Source organism: Candidatus Andeanibacterium sp. (assembly GCF_057143545.1).
On the sequence record NZ_DBNHSF010000180.1, the window covers coordinates 16,601 to 33,610 of the forward strand.

15 protein-coding genes are annotated in these 17,010 nt (G+C 62.1%); 10 read left to right on the forward strand and 5 right to left on the reverse strand.

Going from position 1 to position 17,010, the window contains the following annotated elements; all coding sequences use genetic code 11:
• Positions 1 to 31 precede the first annotated feature (31 nt).
• The 3 genes from AC16XC_RS10735 to AC16XC_RS10745 all read left to right on the forward strand — a co-directional run bounded on the left by AC16XC_RS10735 (position 32) and on the right by AC16XC_RS10745 (position 4,381).
• Positions 32 to 2,161, forward strand: coding sequence for a TonB-dependent receptor (locus tag AC16XC_RS10735; RefSeq protein WP_484034652.1), 2,130 nt, complete (start codon positions 32 to 34; stop codon positions 2,159 to 2,161).
• 114 nt (positions 2,162 to 2,275) lie between these two features.
• Positions 2,276 to 3,349: an alpha/beta hydrolase gene (locus AC16XC_RS10740; RefSeq protein WP_484034653.1), complete on the forward strand. Its 1,074-nt coding sequence runs from the start codon at positions 2,276 to 2,278 to the stop codon at positions 3,347 to 3,349.
• Between the two features lie 120 nt (positions 3,350 to 3,469).
• Complete coding sequence (locus tag AC16XC_RS10745) at positions 3,470 to 4,381, forward strand: ROK family protein (protein WP_484034654.1); 912 nt, start codon at positions 3,470 to 3,472, stop codon at positions 4,379 to 4,381.
• Between the two features lie 296 nt (positions 4,382 to 4,677).
• On the opposite strand, the gene AC16XC_RS10750 is transcribed toward AC16XC_RS10745, so the two are convergent.
• Both AC16XC_RS10750 and AC16XC_RS10755 read right to left on the reverse strand, forming a co-directional pair.
• Positions 4,678 to 5,466: a hypothetical protein gene (locus AC16XC_RS10750; protein ID WP_484034655.1), complete on the reverse strand. Its 789-nt coding sequence runs from the start codon at positions 5,464 to 5,466 to the stop codon at positions 4,678 to 4,680.
• Positions 5,459 to 5,839: a DUF6152 family protein gene (locus AC16XC_RS10755; protein WP_484034656.1), complete on the reverse strand. Its 381-nt coding sequence runs from the start codon at positions 5,837 to 5,839 to the stop codon at positions 5,459 to 5,461. Before AC16XC_RS10755 ends, AC16XC_RS10750 begins: the two co-directional genes overlap by 8 nt.
• Between AC16XC_RS10755 and AC16XC_RS10760 the strand changes: the two genes are divergently transcribed.
• Positions 5,765 to 6,346, forward strand: coding sequence for a DUF6152 family protein (locus AC16XC_RS10760; RefSeq protein ID WP_484034657.1), 582 nt, complete (start codon positions 5,765 to 5,767; stop codon positions 6,344 to 6,346). The two genes, AC16XC_RS10755 and AC16XC_RS10760, sit on opposite strands and share 75 nt — an antisense overlap.
• On the forward strand, positions 6,343 to 7,104 hold the full coding sequence (locus AC16XC_RS10765; protein WP_484034658.1) for a hypothetical protein: 762 nt from the start codon (positions 6,343 to 6,345) through the stop codon (positions 7,102 to 7,104). Before AC16XC_RS10760 ends, AC16XC_RS10765 begins: the two co-directional genes overlap by 4 nt.
• A gap of 15 nt (positions 7,105 to 7,119) precedes the next feature.
• Here the strand turns inward: AC16XC_RS10765 and AC16XC_RS10770 are convergent, their stop codons facing one another.
• Positions 7,120 to 7,449 carry a c-type cytochrome gene (locus AC16XC_RS10770; protein WP_484034659.1) on the reverse strand — a complete coding sequence of 110 codons (330 nt, stop codon included), beginning with the start codon at positions 7,447 to 7,449 and terminating at the stop codon, positions 7,120 to 7,122.
• Positions 7,446 to 8,999: an FAD-binding oxidoreductase gene (locus AC16XC_RS10775; RefSeq protein WP_484034660.1), complete on the reverse strand. Its 1,554-nt coding sequence runs from the start codon at positions 8,997 to 8,999 to the stop codon at positions 7,446 to 7,448. The genes AC16XC_RS10770 and AC16XC_RS10775 overlap by 4 nt, the downstream gene beginning before the upstream one ends.
• 123 nt (positions 9,000 to 9,122) lie before the next feature.
• On the opposite strand from AC16XC_RS10775, the gene AC16XC_RS10780 reads away from it, so the two are divergent.
• From AC16XC_RS10780 to AC16XC_RS10795, 4 genes are read left to right on the forward strand one after another with little or no spacing between them, the layout of a single operon-like run.
• Positions 9,123 to 10,586 carry a carotenoid oxygenase family protein gene (locus tag AC16XC_RS10780; protein ID WP_484034661.1) on the forward strand — a complete coding sequence of 488 codons (1,464 nt, stop codon included), beginning with the start codon at positions 9,123 to 9,125 and terminating at the stop codon, positions 10,584 to 10,586.
• Complete coding sequence (locus tag AC16XC_RS10785; RefSeq protein ID WP_484034662.1) at positions 10,556 to 12,127, forward strand: FAD-binding oxidoreductase; 1,572 nt, start codon at positions 10,556 to 10,558, stop codon at positions 12,125 to 12,127. The genes AC16XC_RS10780 and AC16XC_RS10785 overlap by 31 nt, the downstream gene beginning before the upstream one ends.
• Positions 12,124 to 12,456 (forward strand): c-type cytochrome, encoded by a 333-nt coding sequence (locus AC16XC_RS10790; protein WP_484034663.1) that lies wholly within the window; start codon positions 12,124 to 12,126, stop codon positions 12,454 to 12,456. The genes AC16XC_RS10785 and AC16XC_RS10790 overlap by 4 nt, the downstream gene beginning before the upstream one ends.
• On the forward strand, positions 12,453 to 12,833 hold the full coding sequence (locus AC16XC_RS10795; protein WP_484034664.1) for a hypothetical protein: 381 nt from the start codon (positions 12,453 to 12,455) through the stop codon (positions 12,831 to 12,833). Before AC16XC_RS10790 ends, AC16XC_RS10795 begins: the two co-directional genes overlap by 4 nt.
• Positions 12,834 to 13,360: 527 nt before the next feature.
• Here the strand turns inward: AC16XC_RS10795 and AC16XC_RS10800 are convergent.
• Positions 13,361 to 14,236, reverse strand: coding sequence for a LysR family transcriptional regulator (locus AC16XC_RS10800; protein ID WP_484034665.1), 876 nt, complete (start codon positions 14,234 to 14,236; stop codon positions 13,361 to 13,363).
• Between the two features lie 176 nt (positions 14,237 to 14,412).
• Here AC16XC_RS10800 and AC16XC_RS10805 point away from each other — a divergent pair, with 176 nt between their 5' ends.
• On the forward strand, positions 14,413 to 16,920 hold the full coding sequence (locus AC16XC_RS10805; protein WP_484034666.1) for a TonB-dependent receptor: 2,508 nt from the start codon (positions 14,413 to 14,415) through the stop codon (positions 16,918 to 16,920).
• Positions 16,921 to 17,010 lie beyond the last annotated feature (90 nt).

Here is a 17,010-nt window from a genome sequence, read left to right on the forward strand (position 1 = left end):
AGATGCAATCGAATGACCGGGGAGGAATGCAATGAGGTATTTGCGGCGGTTGACTGCATTCACCGCGATGGCGGTCGTGCTGGCCAGTGGTTCGGTTCACGCCCAGTCGACAGAAGGAGAGGCGGACGAAGCGGGCGATACTTCGGCCCGTGCCCAGTCGGACAATGTGATCGTCGTGACCGCCTCCAAAGCAGGCGTCCAGGACATCCAGGAAGTCCCGCTCGCGATCCAGGTGTTCGACGGGGAAGACCTGAAGGAACGCAACATCACCACGATCGGCGACCTGGTATCGGCCGTTCCTGGGGCCCAGGAGGGTTTTCGCCAATCCAACGGTTCGCGCTTTTACAATCTGCGCGGCAATGTGACCCAGAACGGCGATTCACCGATCGGCTATTATCTCGACGATACCCCGTTCATCGTCACCAATTTCGGCATCGCTCCGCCAGTCCGCTTCATCGATATGGAGCGCATCGAAGTGCTGCGCGGACCACACGGCACGCTCTATGGCCAGGGCTCGTCCGGCGGCGTATTCATCTTTCACACGCGTGATCCGGACCTCAACGACATCGATTATGCGTTCGAAGCCGAAGCCTCGAGCACGCTGGGGGCGGATGCTCTCAATTACGGATTTGCGGGAGCGTTTTCCGTGCCGCTGGTGGAGGATGTCCTGGCGATACGCGTCAGTGGCGGTTTGTCGCGCGATGCGGGCTATGCCGACGCCTATTTCGGGCCGTTCGACGGCACCCCGGACCAGACCAATGTGAACGAGGCGCGCAATGACGATATCCGGGTCGTCGCCCTGCTGCAGCCGGCCGACAATGTGCAGCTTCGCGCGCAATACTGGAAATTCCGGCCGCGGCAGGACTTTACCGGATTTACCGCCTCGGTCGATCCGGTCTATTTCCAGAACACCGCCGGGCAGGACAGCTTCTCCAATGGCGATTTCGAGCTGATGAGCCTGACCGCTACGGTCGATTTCGACGATTTCACGGTTACCAGCGCCACCAGCAATCTCGAAGGTGTGTTCGGGATCAATATCCCGATTTCGCCGGCCGGGTTCTTCTCGAGCCAGTTCCTGCCGCAGATGTTCGCGCAGGAGCTGCGCGTCAACTCCAACGGCGATGGTCCGTTCCACTGGGTCGTCGGCGGAGCCTACCAGAACGGCAGCGGGCCACAGGTCAATGCGCTGCAAATCCCGGCCTTCGGGGTCGACATCAATGCAGATAACGACACGCTGACGGAAAACTGGGCAATCTTCGGCGAGGTCAGCTACGAACTGCTCGACGGCAAACTGATACCGCTCGCCGGTATCCGCACCTATCATGATGACCGGTCGTTCAAGGACAATGATGGTACCGTTCCGACCAAGGCCAGTGTCGAGACCTGGCGCCTCAATCTGACCTATCTGCCCAATGATAACCTGACGATGTTTGTATCGGCGGCGACGGGCTTTCGGCCTGGTATCGTGCAGTCTCGAGTGCAGGTTGAATCGCTCGAGCTGGCCGGCGTTCCGGCTTCGGTAGCGCTTGAGCCGGAAAGCTCGCGCAACTTCGAGTTCGGCCTGAAGTGGCGCACGATCGACGATGCGCTCAATGTCGGCCTCAACCTCTACCGGCTGGAATATACCAATCTGCAGACCTCCGTAACCGGCGGTATAGATGGCGTGAACGGGTTTGCGAATTTCGGCGATGCGACGACGCAGGGTATCGATCTGGAACTGCGCTGGCATACGCCATTGAAAGGGCTGAACCTCGGATTTGTCGGTAATATCAACGACAGCGAATACGACACTGTGAACGAGGTGATCGCCGCCGCCCAGCCACTCCTGCGCCCGGGCGCCCGACTGATCAACACGCTGTCCCAAAACTATCGCATCGATGCCAATTACAGCACCCAAATCAGCAATGAATGGGACGGTTTTGGCAACATCTCCTTCAACCACAGTGGGGATCGCCTGCAAGCCAGCGGGATCATCGCCGATCCCTATAATTTGGTGAACGCCACTCTTGGCTTGCGCTCGGACAGCTGGGAATTCGCGTTGATCGGCAATAATTTGTTCGATGAGCGCGGGCCGATTTTCGTTGGCAATAACGGTCCGCTGTCGGGTTCTGGTCCGACTCCGAGGACGATCGGCCTGCGCGTGCGCCTGCTGTCCAACTGACGTGCCCTGGCGGAGAGATTCCGGTCGCTTTGCGACCTAATTTCCGCAAGACTGCGCCTGGAGGCAGACGAGCCGCATCGCATGCTGGCGGCCGGCACGAAGGGAGTAACTGCGATGAAGCTGAGCAGGCGCGATGCGGGGCGGCTGGGCATGGCCGCGATCGCCACAGCGTTGATGGCTCGCCCGGGCCTTGCTCTAGCACAGGGCGAATGGAGCCTTGCCGGTCGCAGTATTGGTGACCGGCTGGTCCCGATAGCGCCTGAGCTTCGGCCTGCCGCGCGCCGCATGATCGAGACCGGTTTCCCGCCGATCACTGCCGAAACTCTGCGGAACATGCCTGAAGGCGCCGGCCCGCCGGCACCGGATCTGCTACCGACCATCCCCGTGGCGGAGCGCGATATCCCGGCCAGCGGCGTCCTGCCTGCGGTCAAGCTGTTCGTGGTCAATTCGGAACCGACCCTGTCGCGCCCGGCGATCCTCCACATCCATGGCGGCGGCCACCTGGTCGGCAGTGCCCGTGGAGAGCTGCTTTACCTGCAGGAAACTGCACGCCAGCTGGATTGCACGATCGTGAGCGTGGAGTACCGACTTTCTCCGCGTGCCCGCTTCACCCAGTCCACCGAAGATACCTACGCCGGGCTCAAATGGCTCTATGATCACTCTGACGAACTCGGCGTCGATCGCACTCGCATCGCATTGATGGGTGAGAGCGCCGGCGGCGGTCATGCTGCCATTCTTGCCATCAAGGCGCGCGATCGCGGCGAGGTGCCGGTGCTATTCCAGTCCCTGGTCTATCCGATGATCGACGATCGCACAGGCAGCAGCACGCCGGTCCCTCCGCATATCGCGACGGTTGGCTGGAGTCCCCCGGAGAATCGGCTTGGCTGGGAAAGCTTCCTCGGCACTTTGCCGGGCACTTCGTCGGTACCGGTGGCAGCCGTGCCGGCCCGTCAACCGGATTTGGCTAACCTGCCGCCGGCCTGGATCGGAGTGGGCGCGGTCGATCTCTTCGCCGCCGAGGATATCGAATATGCGCGCCGCCTGGTGCTGGCAGATGTGCCGACCCAGCTGCTGGTCCTGCCCGGCGCCTTTCACGGTTTTGACCGGGTGGCGCCGGAAACCAGCCTGGCACAGCAATTCACCAATTCGAAGCTCGCCGCGCTGGCAAGGGCTTTCGCAAACGGGTGATCGCGCGTTATGGCTGGCGGCCTGACCGATAGGAACCCGACCCGCTGGAAATAGCGCATGCAGCTGCAGCTGTTTTGGCAGCTGCACCGGGATGGATAATGCGAGGCAAGTGAGAACGGGATGAGCGAGGCAACTGAGCCGCGGCTTGCAGGGCTGGAACTTGGCGGGACCAAGTGCGTCGCTGTGGTCGGCAATGGTGAGCGGATCCAGGAACGGCGCATACTGCATACGACCAGCCCGAGGGAGACACTCGGCGCCGCGTTGTCCGCCATTGAGAAATGGCATGCGCAGGAGCCGATCGAGGCAATCGGCATCGCCAGCTTCGGGCCGATCCGGGTCAATCCGGCGACGCCTGATTTCGGGACCATCTTGAATACGCCAAAGGCGGGTTGGGCCGGCGTGCGCCTGCTGGAGCTGGTGCGCGCAAGATTCGCCTGCCCGGTCGGATTGGACACCGATGTCAACGGGGCAGCGCTGGCCGAGCAAGCGCATGGTGCCGCCAGGAACTGTTCGAACCTTGTCTACCTTACGATCGGGACTGGCCTGGGCGGCGGCGTGGTGATCGGCGGTAGACCGGTGCACGGACGGATGCATCCGGAGATCGGACACGTGCGGCTGCGCCGGGTCGCCGGGGACAGCTTTGCCGGTGTCTGTCCATTCCATGGCGACTGCATCGAAGGGCTGATCGCGGGGCCGGCGCTCGAAGCCCGCCTTCCTGCGCATCCGCGCGACGTCGCACAGGACGATCCTGCCTGGGGCCCGGTCTTTCAGGATTTGGCCGAGTTGCTGGGCCATTTGATGCTCACACTCTCTCCGGAAAAGATTGTGGTCGGCGGCGGCGTCACCGCCCGCCAACCGCACCTACTTGAGCGGGCGCGGACGCTCTTGCCGATCCTGCTCGCCGATTATCTGGGTCCCCTGACCAGCACGGAAATGGATGTGCTCGTCTGCCCACCTGCGCTGGGCGACGATGCCGGCCCGGTCGGTGCACTGGTCCTTGCATCTCGCGCTCTGGCGAATTCGCGTTTGTGAGGCGCAATCGTTGCCATGTCACAGCAAACGCGGCAGCCGTCAGGGAAAGTGCACCAACCGGCGCAAATAGTGAGATGGACCACCTGTGTCGGATGGTTGACTTGGAAGGCGAGATTCTCGAAAGCCGGATCGCGGGGGACGATCGACAAGGCAACAGCCCTCACCTTCTTGAAGAATGCGCCGAACCGCAGAACCTCATCGCTTGAGACCTCGCGAGGATGCACGAAGTACTGCCTGGAGCCAGGTTTGCCTCGCCGGCTTGCGCTGGCTCCTGGCAATCCAGTCTCCGTTCCCGCTCAGCTCGCAGGCGGATCTACCGTCCCGCCGGACCGGTTGCCGGACGCATCGGGAGCGTCGCGATTGTTCTCCAGGCAGTTATATTCGCGGATGCGCCAATCGGGACGCTTGGAATAGATCAGCTCAAGCTCGATCGGCCGGGTGAATGCCAGCGGATCGGTCAGCACCATGTCGACCTGCATCGTGTCGCCATCGATATAGCGGAAGCGCTCGACGATATGCAGCTGGTCCGAATGGGGGATGCCGCCGCTCAGCTCGGTCCGGTCGTTCAGACCGATCGTATCGACGACCAGCGTGTCGCCTTCCCAATGGCCGATCGAATCCCCGTTATAGCTGGGATCGAGCTCCTCGAAGGGCAGGTGCTCGGCGCGATCGAGAAAGATCCGGCGGACCTGGCTTTCGGCTTCGAAGATCATGGTGATGCGGCCGGGCGTGTGCAGGATTTCGAACGGATAGGGATAGGTCATCACCTTGGGCATGCCCGGCCAGTCGCAATATTCGGCACCTTCGTCCCAGTGCGCGCGAGCCTCGCGGCGCGCCTGCTGGATTTCGCGATAGGCTTCGGTCAGCGGCGGAGGCGGCGGCGGAGCCACCGGTTCATTCGGATCGAGGCGGCGCAGGCCTTCGCGTTTCAACCGCTCGTCGAGCGTGTTGTCATTCATCCAAACCCCGCTGAAATCGCGCGGATCCTGTGGCGTGGTTCCGTCGGGCTCGGGACCGACTTCGGCGGCAGCAGCACCGGGGACGAGGCTCATCAGCGCGGCTGCAAGAAGCAGCGCCCTATCCATGATAGTAGAACACCTTGCCATCGGCGCGGTGCACTTCGACGAAGGAGCCGCCCGGATCGCCGGTTCGCAGCGGATAGATCAGCACGCGAACCTGGTCGCCGGACTTGAGCACCAGGCGGTTCCAGCCATTGCGCGATAGAATGCCGGGGCTCCCGCCTTCGAGACTCCATTCCCTGACTTTTCCATCTTCCCCGCGCACCGCCAGCTGGATGAAAGTGTGCGGATTGGTCCACTGGAACTCGATCACCCGGCCTTCCAGCCACATTTCCGCCTGGCTGTCGAACATGGCGAAGCTGTGATGGCCAATGGCCGGTGTCGTTGCGCAAAGCGCAAGGGCGAGAGCAGCGCCGGCTGCCAGGATGCGCAAATCCATTCTCCCGATCGTCTGCGTCGGGTCGGTCCACTCTTGACCACCGACGCGCCATGTATACGCTTATATCGAGGTGGGGATTTGTCTAGCGGGGGCTCTGCCTTGAGGAAATTCTTCGGTCTTTGTGCCGCCCTGGCGGCTCTTTCGTTCGCTGCCCCGGCCACATCGCATCACAGCTTTGCCATGTTCGACCGAGACCATCCGGTCGAGATTTCCGGCACGGTCCGTGAATTCCAGTGGGTCAATCCGCACACCTGGATCCAGATCATAGTTCCCGGCGAAACCCGGGTGACGGAGTGGAGCATCGAGGGTCGCAGCCCCAACGTGCTCGCGCGGCGCGGCTGGACCCGCAAGTCGATCCTTCCCGGCGACCGGGTGACCCTGACGATCTATCCGCTGCTCAGCGGCCGGCCAGGCGGGGCGATCGTTTCCGTCAAGTTTGCCGACGGGCGGGTTCTCAATGCCGATACGCCGACCGCGGTCGACACCAATGAAGAGGAGCCGAGATGAAGGCGTCAATCAGGCTGGCAGCGTTGGCGCTGGCCTTGGCAACGCCGGCGGCCCTGTCCGCCCAGGACGGGCCGCAACCGGGCGCCACTCCCGATTTCAGCGGCTTATGGGTCATTTCGCAACGCTCCAGCCCGCGCAACAACGACGAGAATTTCGTCGAGCTGAAGCCGGAGGATTACCTGAACGAAAAGGGCCTCGAGGCCATTGCCGTGGTCCGCCCGGCGCTCGATCCCGGCTCGCAATGCCTGCCCTCGCTTCCGCGGCACCTGAGTTATCCCTATCCGATGGAAATCGTCCAGACGCACAACCGGATGGTGAACCTGTTCGAAGCGGATACCGTGTTCCGGATCGTCTATCTCGACGGTCGCGAGCATCCCGATCCCGATGCCGATACGCGCTTCATGGGTCATGCGGTGGGCCATTGGGAAGGCGATACGCTGGTCGTTGAATCCGCGAATTTCAACGGCAAGGCCTGGCTGGAAGCGAGCGGCATTCCTCAATCCGAGCAATCGCGCCTGACCGAGAATTATTCGCTCGTCGACGATGGCGAAACGCTGCAGATCATTGCCAGGTACGAGGACCCAGAGTATCTCACGCGTCCGGTCTGGCGCCGCTACCTCTATAATCGGCGGAGCGATTGGGAGATCAGCGAATATATTTGCGCCGAGGGAAATCGCGACAATGCGTTCCAGCCGCGCGAAGGCCAGCCGGGCGCGCTCGAGATCGACGATGTCATCATCCGCGACGGGGGGAAATAGTCCGGACCGGTCGGCTCAGTTCCGCTCTTCGAGCCAGTTGGCGAGGGCGTCGAGCTCGGCGTCGGTCAGTTCCGTGGGCGCGAACTGCGGCATCGAACCGATCCCGCGCCGGACCACGGTCCTGGTATAGGCCGGCGGCAGGTCCTTGCGCTTGAGCAGTTCGGCCTCTCCCGCCGGCACTCGCCTTGCCAGGCTGCGCGTGCCCCATTCTCCGGCCGCGTGACACCAGCTGCACTGGTGGTTGTAGATCGCTTCGGGATCGCGCGGCTCGGCTGCGGTCAGTGCGACCGCTGCGCTGGCCGCGATCGCGGCGCCAAGCCCGAGGCATGGCAGCAGGTACCTCAATTGCCTTCCTTCCAGCTGCCGATGCCCTGCTTGCCGGGAGCAAGGATTCCGTTGGGATCGAGGGCCGACTTGATCCGGTCGTTGAGCCGGGGAAGGGCGCTGTCTCCCCAGCGGTGCATCTTCACCGCGTCCTCCATGAACAGCAGGTGCGAGCGATAGAGCCCGACGCCGATCTCGGCCATGTCCTTGCACAATTGGCGAAACAGTTCGCGGCAGCGGTCGGTATCCTGCTTGTCGGTGCGGGTGTAGAACATGTCGGCGACGAAGATCAGCGCCCGGCTGCCGATCCCGAACATGCCGATCCACGGATCCTTGCCGTATTCGATGAAGAGTTGCTCGATCTTGGCGTAAACCTGCTCGGCCCGTTCCCCGATCGGCGCGACGATCGGGCCGAAATCGCTGTGTCCGCCCGGGCTGCCACCCCAGTCGACCACGCCGAGCGGGGCCAGGCTGACTTCCTGCCGCATCCAGCTCTGCTGCCGTTCGCCCCTCTGCCAGCGGCGGATTTCGAGGGACGCATCGGGCAGGCTCGCGGCGAAGGCCTGCCGGATCCGGTCGAGCCGCAGATCGAGCCCCGCCGGGCTGTCGAACAGGTTGAACGTGAGGCTCCACCAGCCGGCATCGCGTTCGGCGAGCAGTTCCTCCATCCGCTCGCGCGGGATCGCGCCCGGCCCGTCCCACACCTGCGCCCTGACCCGCCCGCCGGTGATCTGGCGCCAGCCGTTGGCGATGGTGTAGGGCGCGTTGATCGTGTCGGTCATGCGCAAGGGACGCAGCGTATCGATCAGGGCGGCATAGTCCTCGCGCCGGGGAATGCTGATCCAGACGCCGGCCATGCCTTCGGGTTCGGGCATCAGCCACAGGCCCATCTTGGTGACGATGGCAAAGTTGGACTGGGTGAACATCCCGTCGAGCCCCGGCCCGAACGGCCAGCGGAACGCCTGCCATTCCTGCGTATTTTCGAGCGCGCCCATCCCTGTACGGACCAGCGTGCCATCGGCCAGCATCACTTCCATCCCACAGATCGTTTCGACGTGCTGGCCGTAAGGCGTGTAGCCCACGCCGTGTTCCAGTGCATTGCCGATCACGCTGCCCCAGCTATGCGAGGGTCCCGACATCCACAGGCGGGACTGGCGGCGGTCGAGCTCTGCCTTGAGATCGAAGAAGCTCACACCCGGCTCGACGATGGCCGTACCCATGCGCTCGTCGATCTCGATGATGCGGTTCATCCGCTTGAGGTCGAGGATGACACTGCCGCGCATCTGGGGGGCAGCGGTGCCATAGGCGAAGTTCTTGCCCATCGAGACCGGCCACAGCGGGATGCGGTAGCGATTGGCGATTTCGAGTATGGATTTGAGATCATCGGTATCGGCCGGCGCGAGGGCTGCCGAATTGGCGTGTTCGTCCTGGTCGCCGATATCGAAGGGATCGAGATAGCTCGCCCGGTCCTGCTCGGATGCCAGGACCCATTGCAGCCCGATCGCCTCGCGAAACTCGTTGAGGGCCCGGTCGAAGGTCTGCTGGTCAATTCCTGGAGGCAGCACGGCCATATTTACTCGTCTCCCGGCCATTTCCGGTAATGTAGGCGTTTGCGTTTGTCTCCCGAATTGTCCAATCAGGAAAGCGCCGGGTGTGGCTTTGTCCGGCTTGGCGGGCGCGACGGAGAACGGTGCATGACATTGTCCTACAAGGACCATCCCGCGTTACAGGGCGATTCAGAGCCCGCGCGTTTCGATTCCGAAGTGTTCGATTGCGAAGTGGTCGGCGAGATTCCCGCCGGCCTTTCCGGCACCTTCTTCCGGGTGGGGGCAGAGTGGTTCTACCCGCCCAAGTTCGTCGACGATTCCCCCTTTGCCGCCGACGGGATCGCGTCGAGCTTCCGCATTGCCAACGGATCGTGCGATTTCCGTGCCCGGTATATCGAGACGCCACGGTACCTCGCCAACCGCGCGGCCCGGCGGCAGCTGTTCGGCTATTATCGCAACCCCTTCACCCACGAGCCCGAGATGGTGGGCAAGTTCAACAGGCAAGACACTGCTTCGAACACCAACATCATCTGGTTCGCGGGCAGACTGCTGGCGCTGAAGGAAGACGCACCGCCGATGGAACTCGATCCCGAGACGATGGAGACCCTCGGATTCTTCGATTTCGGCGGCGATTACCGCGCGCCGACTTTCACTGCGCATCCCAAGGTCGATGGGCGCACCGGCGAGATGATTACCTATGGCTACGAGGCCGAGGGTCTCGCGACCAATGCCATCTGGATCTACACGATCGACAAGTCCGGCAAGGTCACGAGCGAACGGATGATCGAGGCGCCCTATGTCTCGATGGTTCATGACATCGCGATCTCGCAGAACTACATCCTCATCCCGGTTTACGGGATGGTCACCAGCATGGAGCGCCTTGAGGCCGGCAAGGTCCATTGGGGCTGGGACAAGAGTCGGCCGAGCTTCATCGGCGTCCTCCCGCGCGCTGGCGATGCTGCCGAAGTCAGGTGGTTCAAGGGACCGGAAATGGCGATGGTCCATACGTTCTCGGCCAGCGACAAGGACGGGGTGATCACCCTCGATGCGGCGGTAAGCGATTCAAACCCCTTCCCCTTCTTTCCCGACATCAATGGCGGTCCATTCGACGGTGCCGGGGCCAGGACCACGGTTCGCCGCTACGTGATCGACATGGATTCCGGCGCGGACGGCTGGCGCGAGGAAAGGCTGTTCCAGGACAAGCCCGGCGCGCTCAGCCGCATCGACGACCGCTTCATGGGCCATGGTTTCCGTTACGGCCTGCTGTCGTTTGCCGATGCGACCAAGCCGTTCGACGGCGATGCCGGCGGCCGGACGCCGTCGAACAGCCTTGGCAAGTTCGATCTCGCCAGCGGCAAGGTCGAAGCGATGTTCGCCGGATCGCATCATGCGCTCCAGGAGATCGCCTTTGCTCCGCGCAGTCCCGATGCGCCCGAGGCCGATGGTTGGGTCATGGCGATGGCGACCGACTATCAGCGCATGAAGTCCGAACTGGTGATCGGCGACACCGCCGATCTTGCCGCAGGTCCAGTGGCTCGGGTCCGCTTGCCGTTCAAGGCGCCCGGCCAGATCCACGGGAATTGGGTTTCTTCCTGGCAGTTCGGCCAATGATCGTGATCGATCGCGCCAAGCTCGAGCAGGCGCTTGCGCGCTTTGCCGCAATCGTCGGGGCGGACTACGTCTGGGAAGGCGAAGCGGCGCAGGACGCGTACAAGGACGCGATGGCGCCGCGCGACCCGGCAAGCTATGCGCCACGCGCCGCGGTTGCCCCCGCGAGTACCGAGGAAGTACAGGCCATCGTTCGGGTTGCGGCCGAGCTTGGCATCCCCTTATGGCCGATCAGCCGGGGCAAGAATTTCGGCTATGGCGGTGCCGCGCCGCGCCTGGCCGAAGTGGTCATGCTCGACCTGATCCGGATGAACCGCATCCTCGAAGTCAATGCCGAGCTCGGTTATGCGGTGGTCGAACCAGGGGTCGGTTTCGACGATCTCTACAACCACCTGGTCGATAACCGGATTCCGCTGTGGATGTCGGCACCCGCGCACACCTGGGGCAGTGTGATGGGCAATGCGCTCGAGCGCGGCGTGGGCTACACGCCCTATGGCGAGCATGCATCGAAGGTTTGCGGGCTCGAGATCGTCACCGGGACCGGCGAGTTGTTGCGCACAGGGATGGGCGCGCTGGCCGGCAGCAAGACCTGGCAGCTGTTTCCCTATGGCTTCGGACCGGCCTGGGACGGTGCCTTCATGCAGTCCAATTTCGGCATCGCGACCAAGATGGGCATCTGGCTGATGCCCGAGCCGGATCACACGCTGAACCTGGCGATGCAGCTCGAGAAGACCGAGGACTTGCCGGCTGCCGTGGACGCGCTGCGCCCGCTCAAGCTCGACGGAACGGTCCAGGCCAACCCCAGCTTCGGCAACATTATCCGCAATCTTGCAGTGCGCGCGCCGCGCAGCGAATATTTCCAGGGCAAGGGGCCGATCCCTGCCGAGGTGCTTGAAGCCGCGCGGATAAAGTCGGGGGTCGGTCACTGGAACTTCAGCGTCCGCCTGTTCGGCAACGAGGACGTCAACCGGATCAATGCGGAGAGGGTGAAGGCCGCCTTTGCTTCCGCCGTTCCCTATGAATTCGAGGTTTCCGAATGGCATCGGGGCGATCCGTTGAGCGGTTCGGGATCGCCGACGCCAAGCCTCGGCGCGCTCGGCGTGGTCGATTGGCTCGGAGGTCCGGGTGGACACCTCACCTTTTCGCCCGTCTCGGTCTTTTCCGGGGCCGAAGCATGGAAGCAGTACCAGACGATACGCGGCATGTATGAGGATGCAGGCTTCGACTATTACGGCGGCTTCACGGCGGGCCAGCGCTACCTCAACCACATCAACATGATCGTGTTCAATCGCGATGACGAAGAGATGATGGCACGCGCAAATCGGCTGTTCAGCAGCCTCATCGAAACGGCCGCTCGCAATGGCTGGGGCGAATATCGCACCCACACGCTGTTCTATGACGAGGTGGCGCGCAGTTATGACTATAATGACGGCGCGCTGCGGCGCTGGAACGAGGCCGTGAAGGATGCGGTCGACCCCAAGGGGATCATCGCCCCCGGGAAAATGGGGATCTGGCCGAAGGCCTATCGGGAGCAGCAAACGTGAAAGCGCCGCTGCGCGCCCTTGCAGGCTGCCTTGTTGCCGCCGGAGCGATCGCCGCGGGGCCTGCCGCCGAGCCGCAGGCCGCAGACGGCAATGCCCTGTTCGTCGATAATTGCGGCGGATGCCATCTCGAAGGCGGCTTCGGCACACGAGTGCTCTCGCGCCGGGTAGCCGAAGGAGAAGCCTTGCTCGAAAGACGCAGTTACCTGCCGACCGAATTCACGAAGGCCGTCGTCAGGCAGGGGATCGGCTCGATGCCGCAGATTCGCGAGGCCGAGCTGAGCGACGAACAACTCGACCTGATCGCCCGTTACCTGGACAGGAAGCAATGATGCAGATCGATCGCCGCAGCATGATCAAGGGCTCGATCGCCGCTGGCGGCGCGGTTCTGGTGCCCGCTTCGCTGGCCGCCGCGGAAAGTGTCCCCGCGCTGTTCGTTTACGATGAACGGTTCTCGCCCTCAAGGGCGCGGGCCGCCTATTGGTCCGAGCGGGGGGTTGCCGTGATTGACTCGCGAAGGGAGGATCTTGGCGTGGCCTGGCGCGGGCGAATCCCCGCGCTCATCTCGGAAAATCGGCGGGTCGAAGGACTGACGCTGTGGTCCGACCGCTTCATTTGCGAGACGTTTGGAGACGAGCATGGCCTGCGAATCGAGATCGAAGCTGCCCGCCACGATCCGCCGGCATTGCAGGCATGGAAGCTCGCGTGAACTGCTCGAGGCGGGGATTCGTCGTTGGCGCTTTCGGTCTTGCACTCTTCCCGAGCAGATCAAGAGCAGCTCGCTCCAATCCTGGCGAAACTGGAGCGGCAGGCCCGGGAGAGATTTGGGGGATGGTCTACTGGTCGTGCGCTTCGTGCGCTCCGCCGCCCAGGGCAAGGCGCTCGCGCCCGCTGATCGGCGCCGGCTGGCATCCCGATTTCGCCTGAGCAGTCAGGTGTCCTGTTCGAAGGGTGGGCCTGGATGATCTTCGCCCACGAAGGAGATTTGGCGCCGTCCGGCACATTGCGGAGCATCGCTTCGATCCGCCGGATGCGCCCGTCTCCAACCTTGAAGGTCTCGAATTCGTATTGGCTGCGCGGCAGGCTGTTGCGCTTGCTTCGGTCCAGGTGCCGCTTGTGGCGCCGGCACGTTCGCCGTTGACCTGCACTCCGATGATCTGGACTTGAGGGGTCTGGCATTCGTCTTGCCGATTGCAGCAAAGACTGGCCACGATCCCGCCTGTGCCGTCCGCTCCATCATTCCAGGCTGAGGAACTTCTGGGTCAGGGCCTGGCGAGAGCGAATGTCAGCCGATTTGCCCGAGGCGAGTACCAAGTAAAGCGACCCTACAGCTTGCGGCAGGCGGAGCAGGCTTCCCTGCTCGACGTAGGTTGCCACATGCCGGTCCATGAAAATTGCACCGCCCTGACCTTCAAGAGTTTGCTGCAGGGAAATTTCCATGAACTGCGTGCCCGGAATCATGCGTTCCTTCGGGATGCCGAGCGACATCAGGCATTGGCTGGTCCAATGGGTCAAGGCTTCGGCTTCCATCGGCAATATCCAGTGCAATTCTCCAATGCGCGCCGCATCGCCTCCAATCGTCTCCATCAGATCCGGAGAGACATATAATCCGCAGGTTTCGATACGCAGGACCGAACAATCGAACTCGGGCCGATTTGGAATTGAACTCGTGTGGAGGAGATGGAAGGCGTCGGGGTTGGATTTGAGATAGACAAATGCGAGCCGCGCCTCGTCGAAAACCTTGAACTTCGGCAGGATGGGTGAATCGGCAGGAAACAGGTGAGTCAGTTGGTGTTTGATCCTGTCGAGCAGGAATGGCCGCACAAGCACGACCGGCCGTTCGACTGCGACCGACTTGCCTTGCGGAGTGCGCATTTGTCGCTGAAGCTCAAGCAGCTCCTGCGCCCGGACGAAGAGCTCCTCACCCAATCCCGTCAACTTGGCGCTTGTCCCGCGATGACGAACGAAGAGTCTGCCACCAACTTGCTGCTCAAGCGAATGCATCTGCTTGCTGATTCCCGGCTGGCTGATTCCGAGTGTTTCGGCAGCCTTGCAGAAGCTGCTGGACTGGGCCGCAGCCAGGAATATCTCAAGTTGACGCGCAGTTGGCATGCCCAACCCATTACATATTGGTTATGGGTCTAATACCCATCCGATATATTGCTTTGCAACCCCAAACCCCGAATGTCGCATGAACCGACCGGTGAACGTGCGGCGCGGGAACTCAAAGATGAGTCTGACGCGCGTTATCGGATTCGAGAACAGTGGATGCCCAATGGGAGAGATCAATGAGCAAGTCCGTTTTGCGGAAGTCCATCTATGGCCTGCCTTTGCTGGCCTTGGTAGCCGCCATGCCTGCCTTGGCACAGGACGAAGATGGCGGTGTGCGGGATGGCGAAATTATCGTTACGGCGCAGTTCCGCGAGCAGCGCCTGCAGGATACCCCACTCGCAATAACCGCGGTTGATGCGGCAACGCTAGAAGTAAAAAGTCAAACCGACTTGGCGACGGTTGCGGACAGCGCTCCGAACGTTCAGATTCGCCCGCAGACGGCAGCATTCGGCCCTTCGGTCACTGCCTCGATTCGCGGTATCGGCCAGAACGATTTCAACCCGGCTTACGAGCCGGGCGTGGGCATCTATATCGACGATGTCTATTATCCGTCGTTGACCGGCGCGATCTTCGACACCCTCGACCTGGACCGGATCGAGATCCTGCGCGGTCCGCAGGGCACGCTGTCGGGGCGCAACTCGATCGGCGGTGCCGTCAAGATGTTCTCGCGCCTGCCGAGAGGCGAAACTTCCGGAATGGGTGAAGTTTCTTACGGTTCACGAAACAAGATTTCCATTCGTGCATCAGCCGAATTCCCGCTGACGGATAACTTGTTTGCACGTATCTCGGGTGTGTCGAAAAACCAGGACGGCTACGTCGACCAGCTCGACTTCGGCTGCGTCTATCCGGCCGGCGGCGGAGACACCTTCATCAATGCCAACGGCGTTCCGGAACAGATCAACCCGGTCGGCGGCGAACCGCGGGTCGTCACCACGGACGATTGCCTGGTGGATAGACTGGGCGGAACAAACTACCAGGCGGCTCGCGGGATCCTGCGCTGGGAGCCCAGCGACCGCTTCGATTTCACGGTAATCGGTGACTATACCAATCAGGATAATACTGTTGCCGGTCAGGTGCTGGATGCCACTCTGAAGAAGACCAACCCCAATATCCTGACTCCAGCCGGCCTGCCGTTCGACGACCGCTTTATCTGCGGTCCGTTCTGTAACTTTCAGGTCGATGGAAACGCCTATGGCGGTGCGTTCGTACCGGTCATCCCGGGCGATCCGTTTGGCGCCGGCGGTACGATCATGGAGGCGACTTCCGGTTCCAACCGTACGACCTATCGAGGTTGGGGCGTGTCGGGCCAGGGCAATCTGGACCTGACCGATACGCTGACGCTGACCTCGATCACCGGTTACCGCGAATTCGATACGCAGTTCTTTGCCGACGGCGATCTCTCGCCGGCCCGTACCGGCTTCGGCATCAACAACCTTTCGAACTGGAGCTTCAGCCAGGAGCTGCGCCTGAACGCCGAACTGACCGACACGATCTTCGTGACGATTGGCGGATATTATTTCGAGCAGTCCTCGGTCTACGATTCGACTCAGGATTTACGTTATGTGGCGCCCTATCCGCTGCAGTTCCGCCAACCCGACACTGTCGATGCTGACGCCAAGGCAGCGTTTGCCAACGTCGCTTGGGAAATTGTCCCCGACCTGAATCTCAATGCCGGCATCCGCTACACTGAGGAATCGAAGGATCAGAACTATTTCCGCTACAATTTGGACGGCTCGATCAACGGCTTCCTCGACCCGGTCGGCGTTTGCTATGGCGAAGGCTATGAAGGCCCCGACACGGCCGACTGTGACGGGGACATGGACACCACCGAAACAGTCCGTGCGCTGACCGGCGGCGTTGCCTCCTACAAGGGTGACAAGGTCGATTACCGCGCCGCGCTCGATTATCGTTTCAGCGATGCCGTGCTGGTCTATGCTTCGGTAGCGACCGGATTCAAGGGCGGCGGCTCCAATCCGCGTCCGTTCAATGCCTTCCAGCTGCTGCCCTTCGGGCCGGAATCACTGACGGCATATGAAATCGGCCTGAAGACCGACCTCTTCGATCGGCGGGCACGGTTCAATGTGTCAGCCTTCCTGAACAAGTACTCCGACATCCAGTCGACAGCCAGCCCTTGCCCTAACGTGCCGCCGGCCTACGCCACTCCTTCGGCATGTCGGATCAACCTCGGAAGCGCCGATATCAAGGGCGTGGAAATCGAGCTTTTTGCCGAACCGGTCGATGGGTTCACCATTGACGCGTCGCTCAGCCATCTCGATTTCCAGTACACCGTCGTCAACCCGGCCGGTGGCGCCACGCTGGACGATCCTGGCACTGGCATGCCGCCGTGGAAGGCTTCGTTCGGCGCCCAGTACCAGATCGATCTAGGCGGGTCAGGTTCGATCACGCCGCGTTTCGACGTCTACTACCAGGATGAAACCTTCGCCGGTTTCCAGGGCACCGGCGCAAACCGAATGGTCCAGATCCTGCCGAGCTTCACGACGGCCAATGCCCGACTGACCTGGCGCAACATGGATGAAGACCTGTCGATCTCGCTCGAAGTGACCAACCTGACCGACGAGTATTATTTCAACTCTGTGTTCGACCAGCGCGCCAACAATGGTGGCCGGATCGTGACCCCAGCCCGTCCGCGCGAATGGGCAGTCACCGTCAAGAAGAACTTCTAGGTCGAAACGGACCGGGAAACGTTTCGAAGTGAGCAATACGGTTACGGATGGAGCGACCAGGAGCCTCAAATCGGCTTGCTGATCCTCCTA

Excerpts from the sequence above, each read along its gene's own strand:
- AC16XC_RS10765 (WP_484034658.1), top strand. The coding sequence starts at position 6,343 with ATGAAGGCGTCAATCAGGCTGGCAGCGTTGGCGCTGGCCTTGGCAACG.
- AC16XC_RS10775 (WP_484034660.1), bottom strand. The coding sequence starts at position 8,999 with ATGGCCGTGCTGCCTCCAGGAATTGACCAGCAGACCTTCGACCGGGCC.
- AC16XC_RS10750 (WP_484034655.1), bottom strand. The coding sequence starts at position 5,466 with ATGGATAGGGCGCTGCTTCTTGCAGCCGCGCTGATGAGCCTCGTCCCC.
- AC16XC_RS10755 (WP_484034656.1), bottom strand. The coding sequence starts at position 5,839 with ATGGATTTGCGCATCCTGGCAGCCGGCGCTGCTCTCGCCCTTGCGCTT.
- AC16XC_RS10735 (WP_484034652.1), top strand. The coding sequence starts at position 32 with ATGAGGTATTTGCGGCGGTTGACTGCATTCACCGCGATGGCGGTCGTG.
- AC16XC_RS10795 (WP_484034664.1), top strand. The coding sequence starts at position 12,453 with ATGATGCAGATCGATCGCCGCAGCATGATCAAGGGCTCGATCGCCGCT.
- AC16XC_RS10740 (WP_484034653.1), top strand. The coding sequence starts at position 2,276 with ATGAAGCTGAGCAGGCGCGATGCGGGGCGGCTGGGCATGGCCGCGATC.
- AC16XC_RS10805 (WP_484034666.1), top strand. The coding sequence starts at position 14,413 with ATGAGCAAGTCCGTTTTGCGGAAGTCCATCTATGGCCTGCCTTTGCTG.
- AC16XC_RS10800 (WP_484034665.1), bottom strand. The coding sequence starts at position 14,236 with ATGCCAACTGCGCGTCAACTTGAGATATTCCTGGCTGCGGCCCAGTCC.
- AC16XC_RS10780 (WP_484034661.1), top strand. The coding sequence starts at position 9,123 with ATGACATTGTCCTACAAGGACCATCCCGCGTTACAGGGCGATTCAGAG.
- AC16XC_RS10760 (WP_484034657.1), top strand. The coding sequence starts at position 5,765 with ATGGCCAATGGCCGGTGTCGTTGCGCAAAGCGCAAGGGCGAGAGCAGC.
- AC16XC_RS10745 (WP_484034654.1), top strand. The coding sequence starts at position 3,470 with ATGAGCGAGGCAACTGAGCCGCGGCTTGCAGGGCTGGAACTTGGCGGG.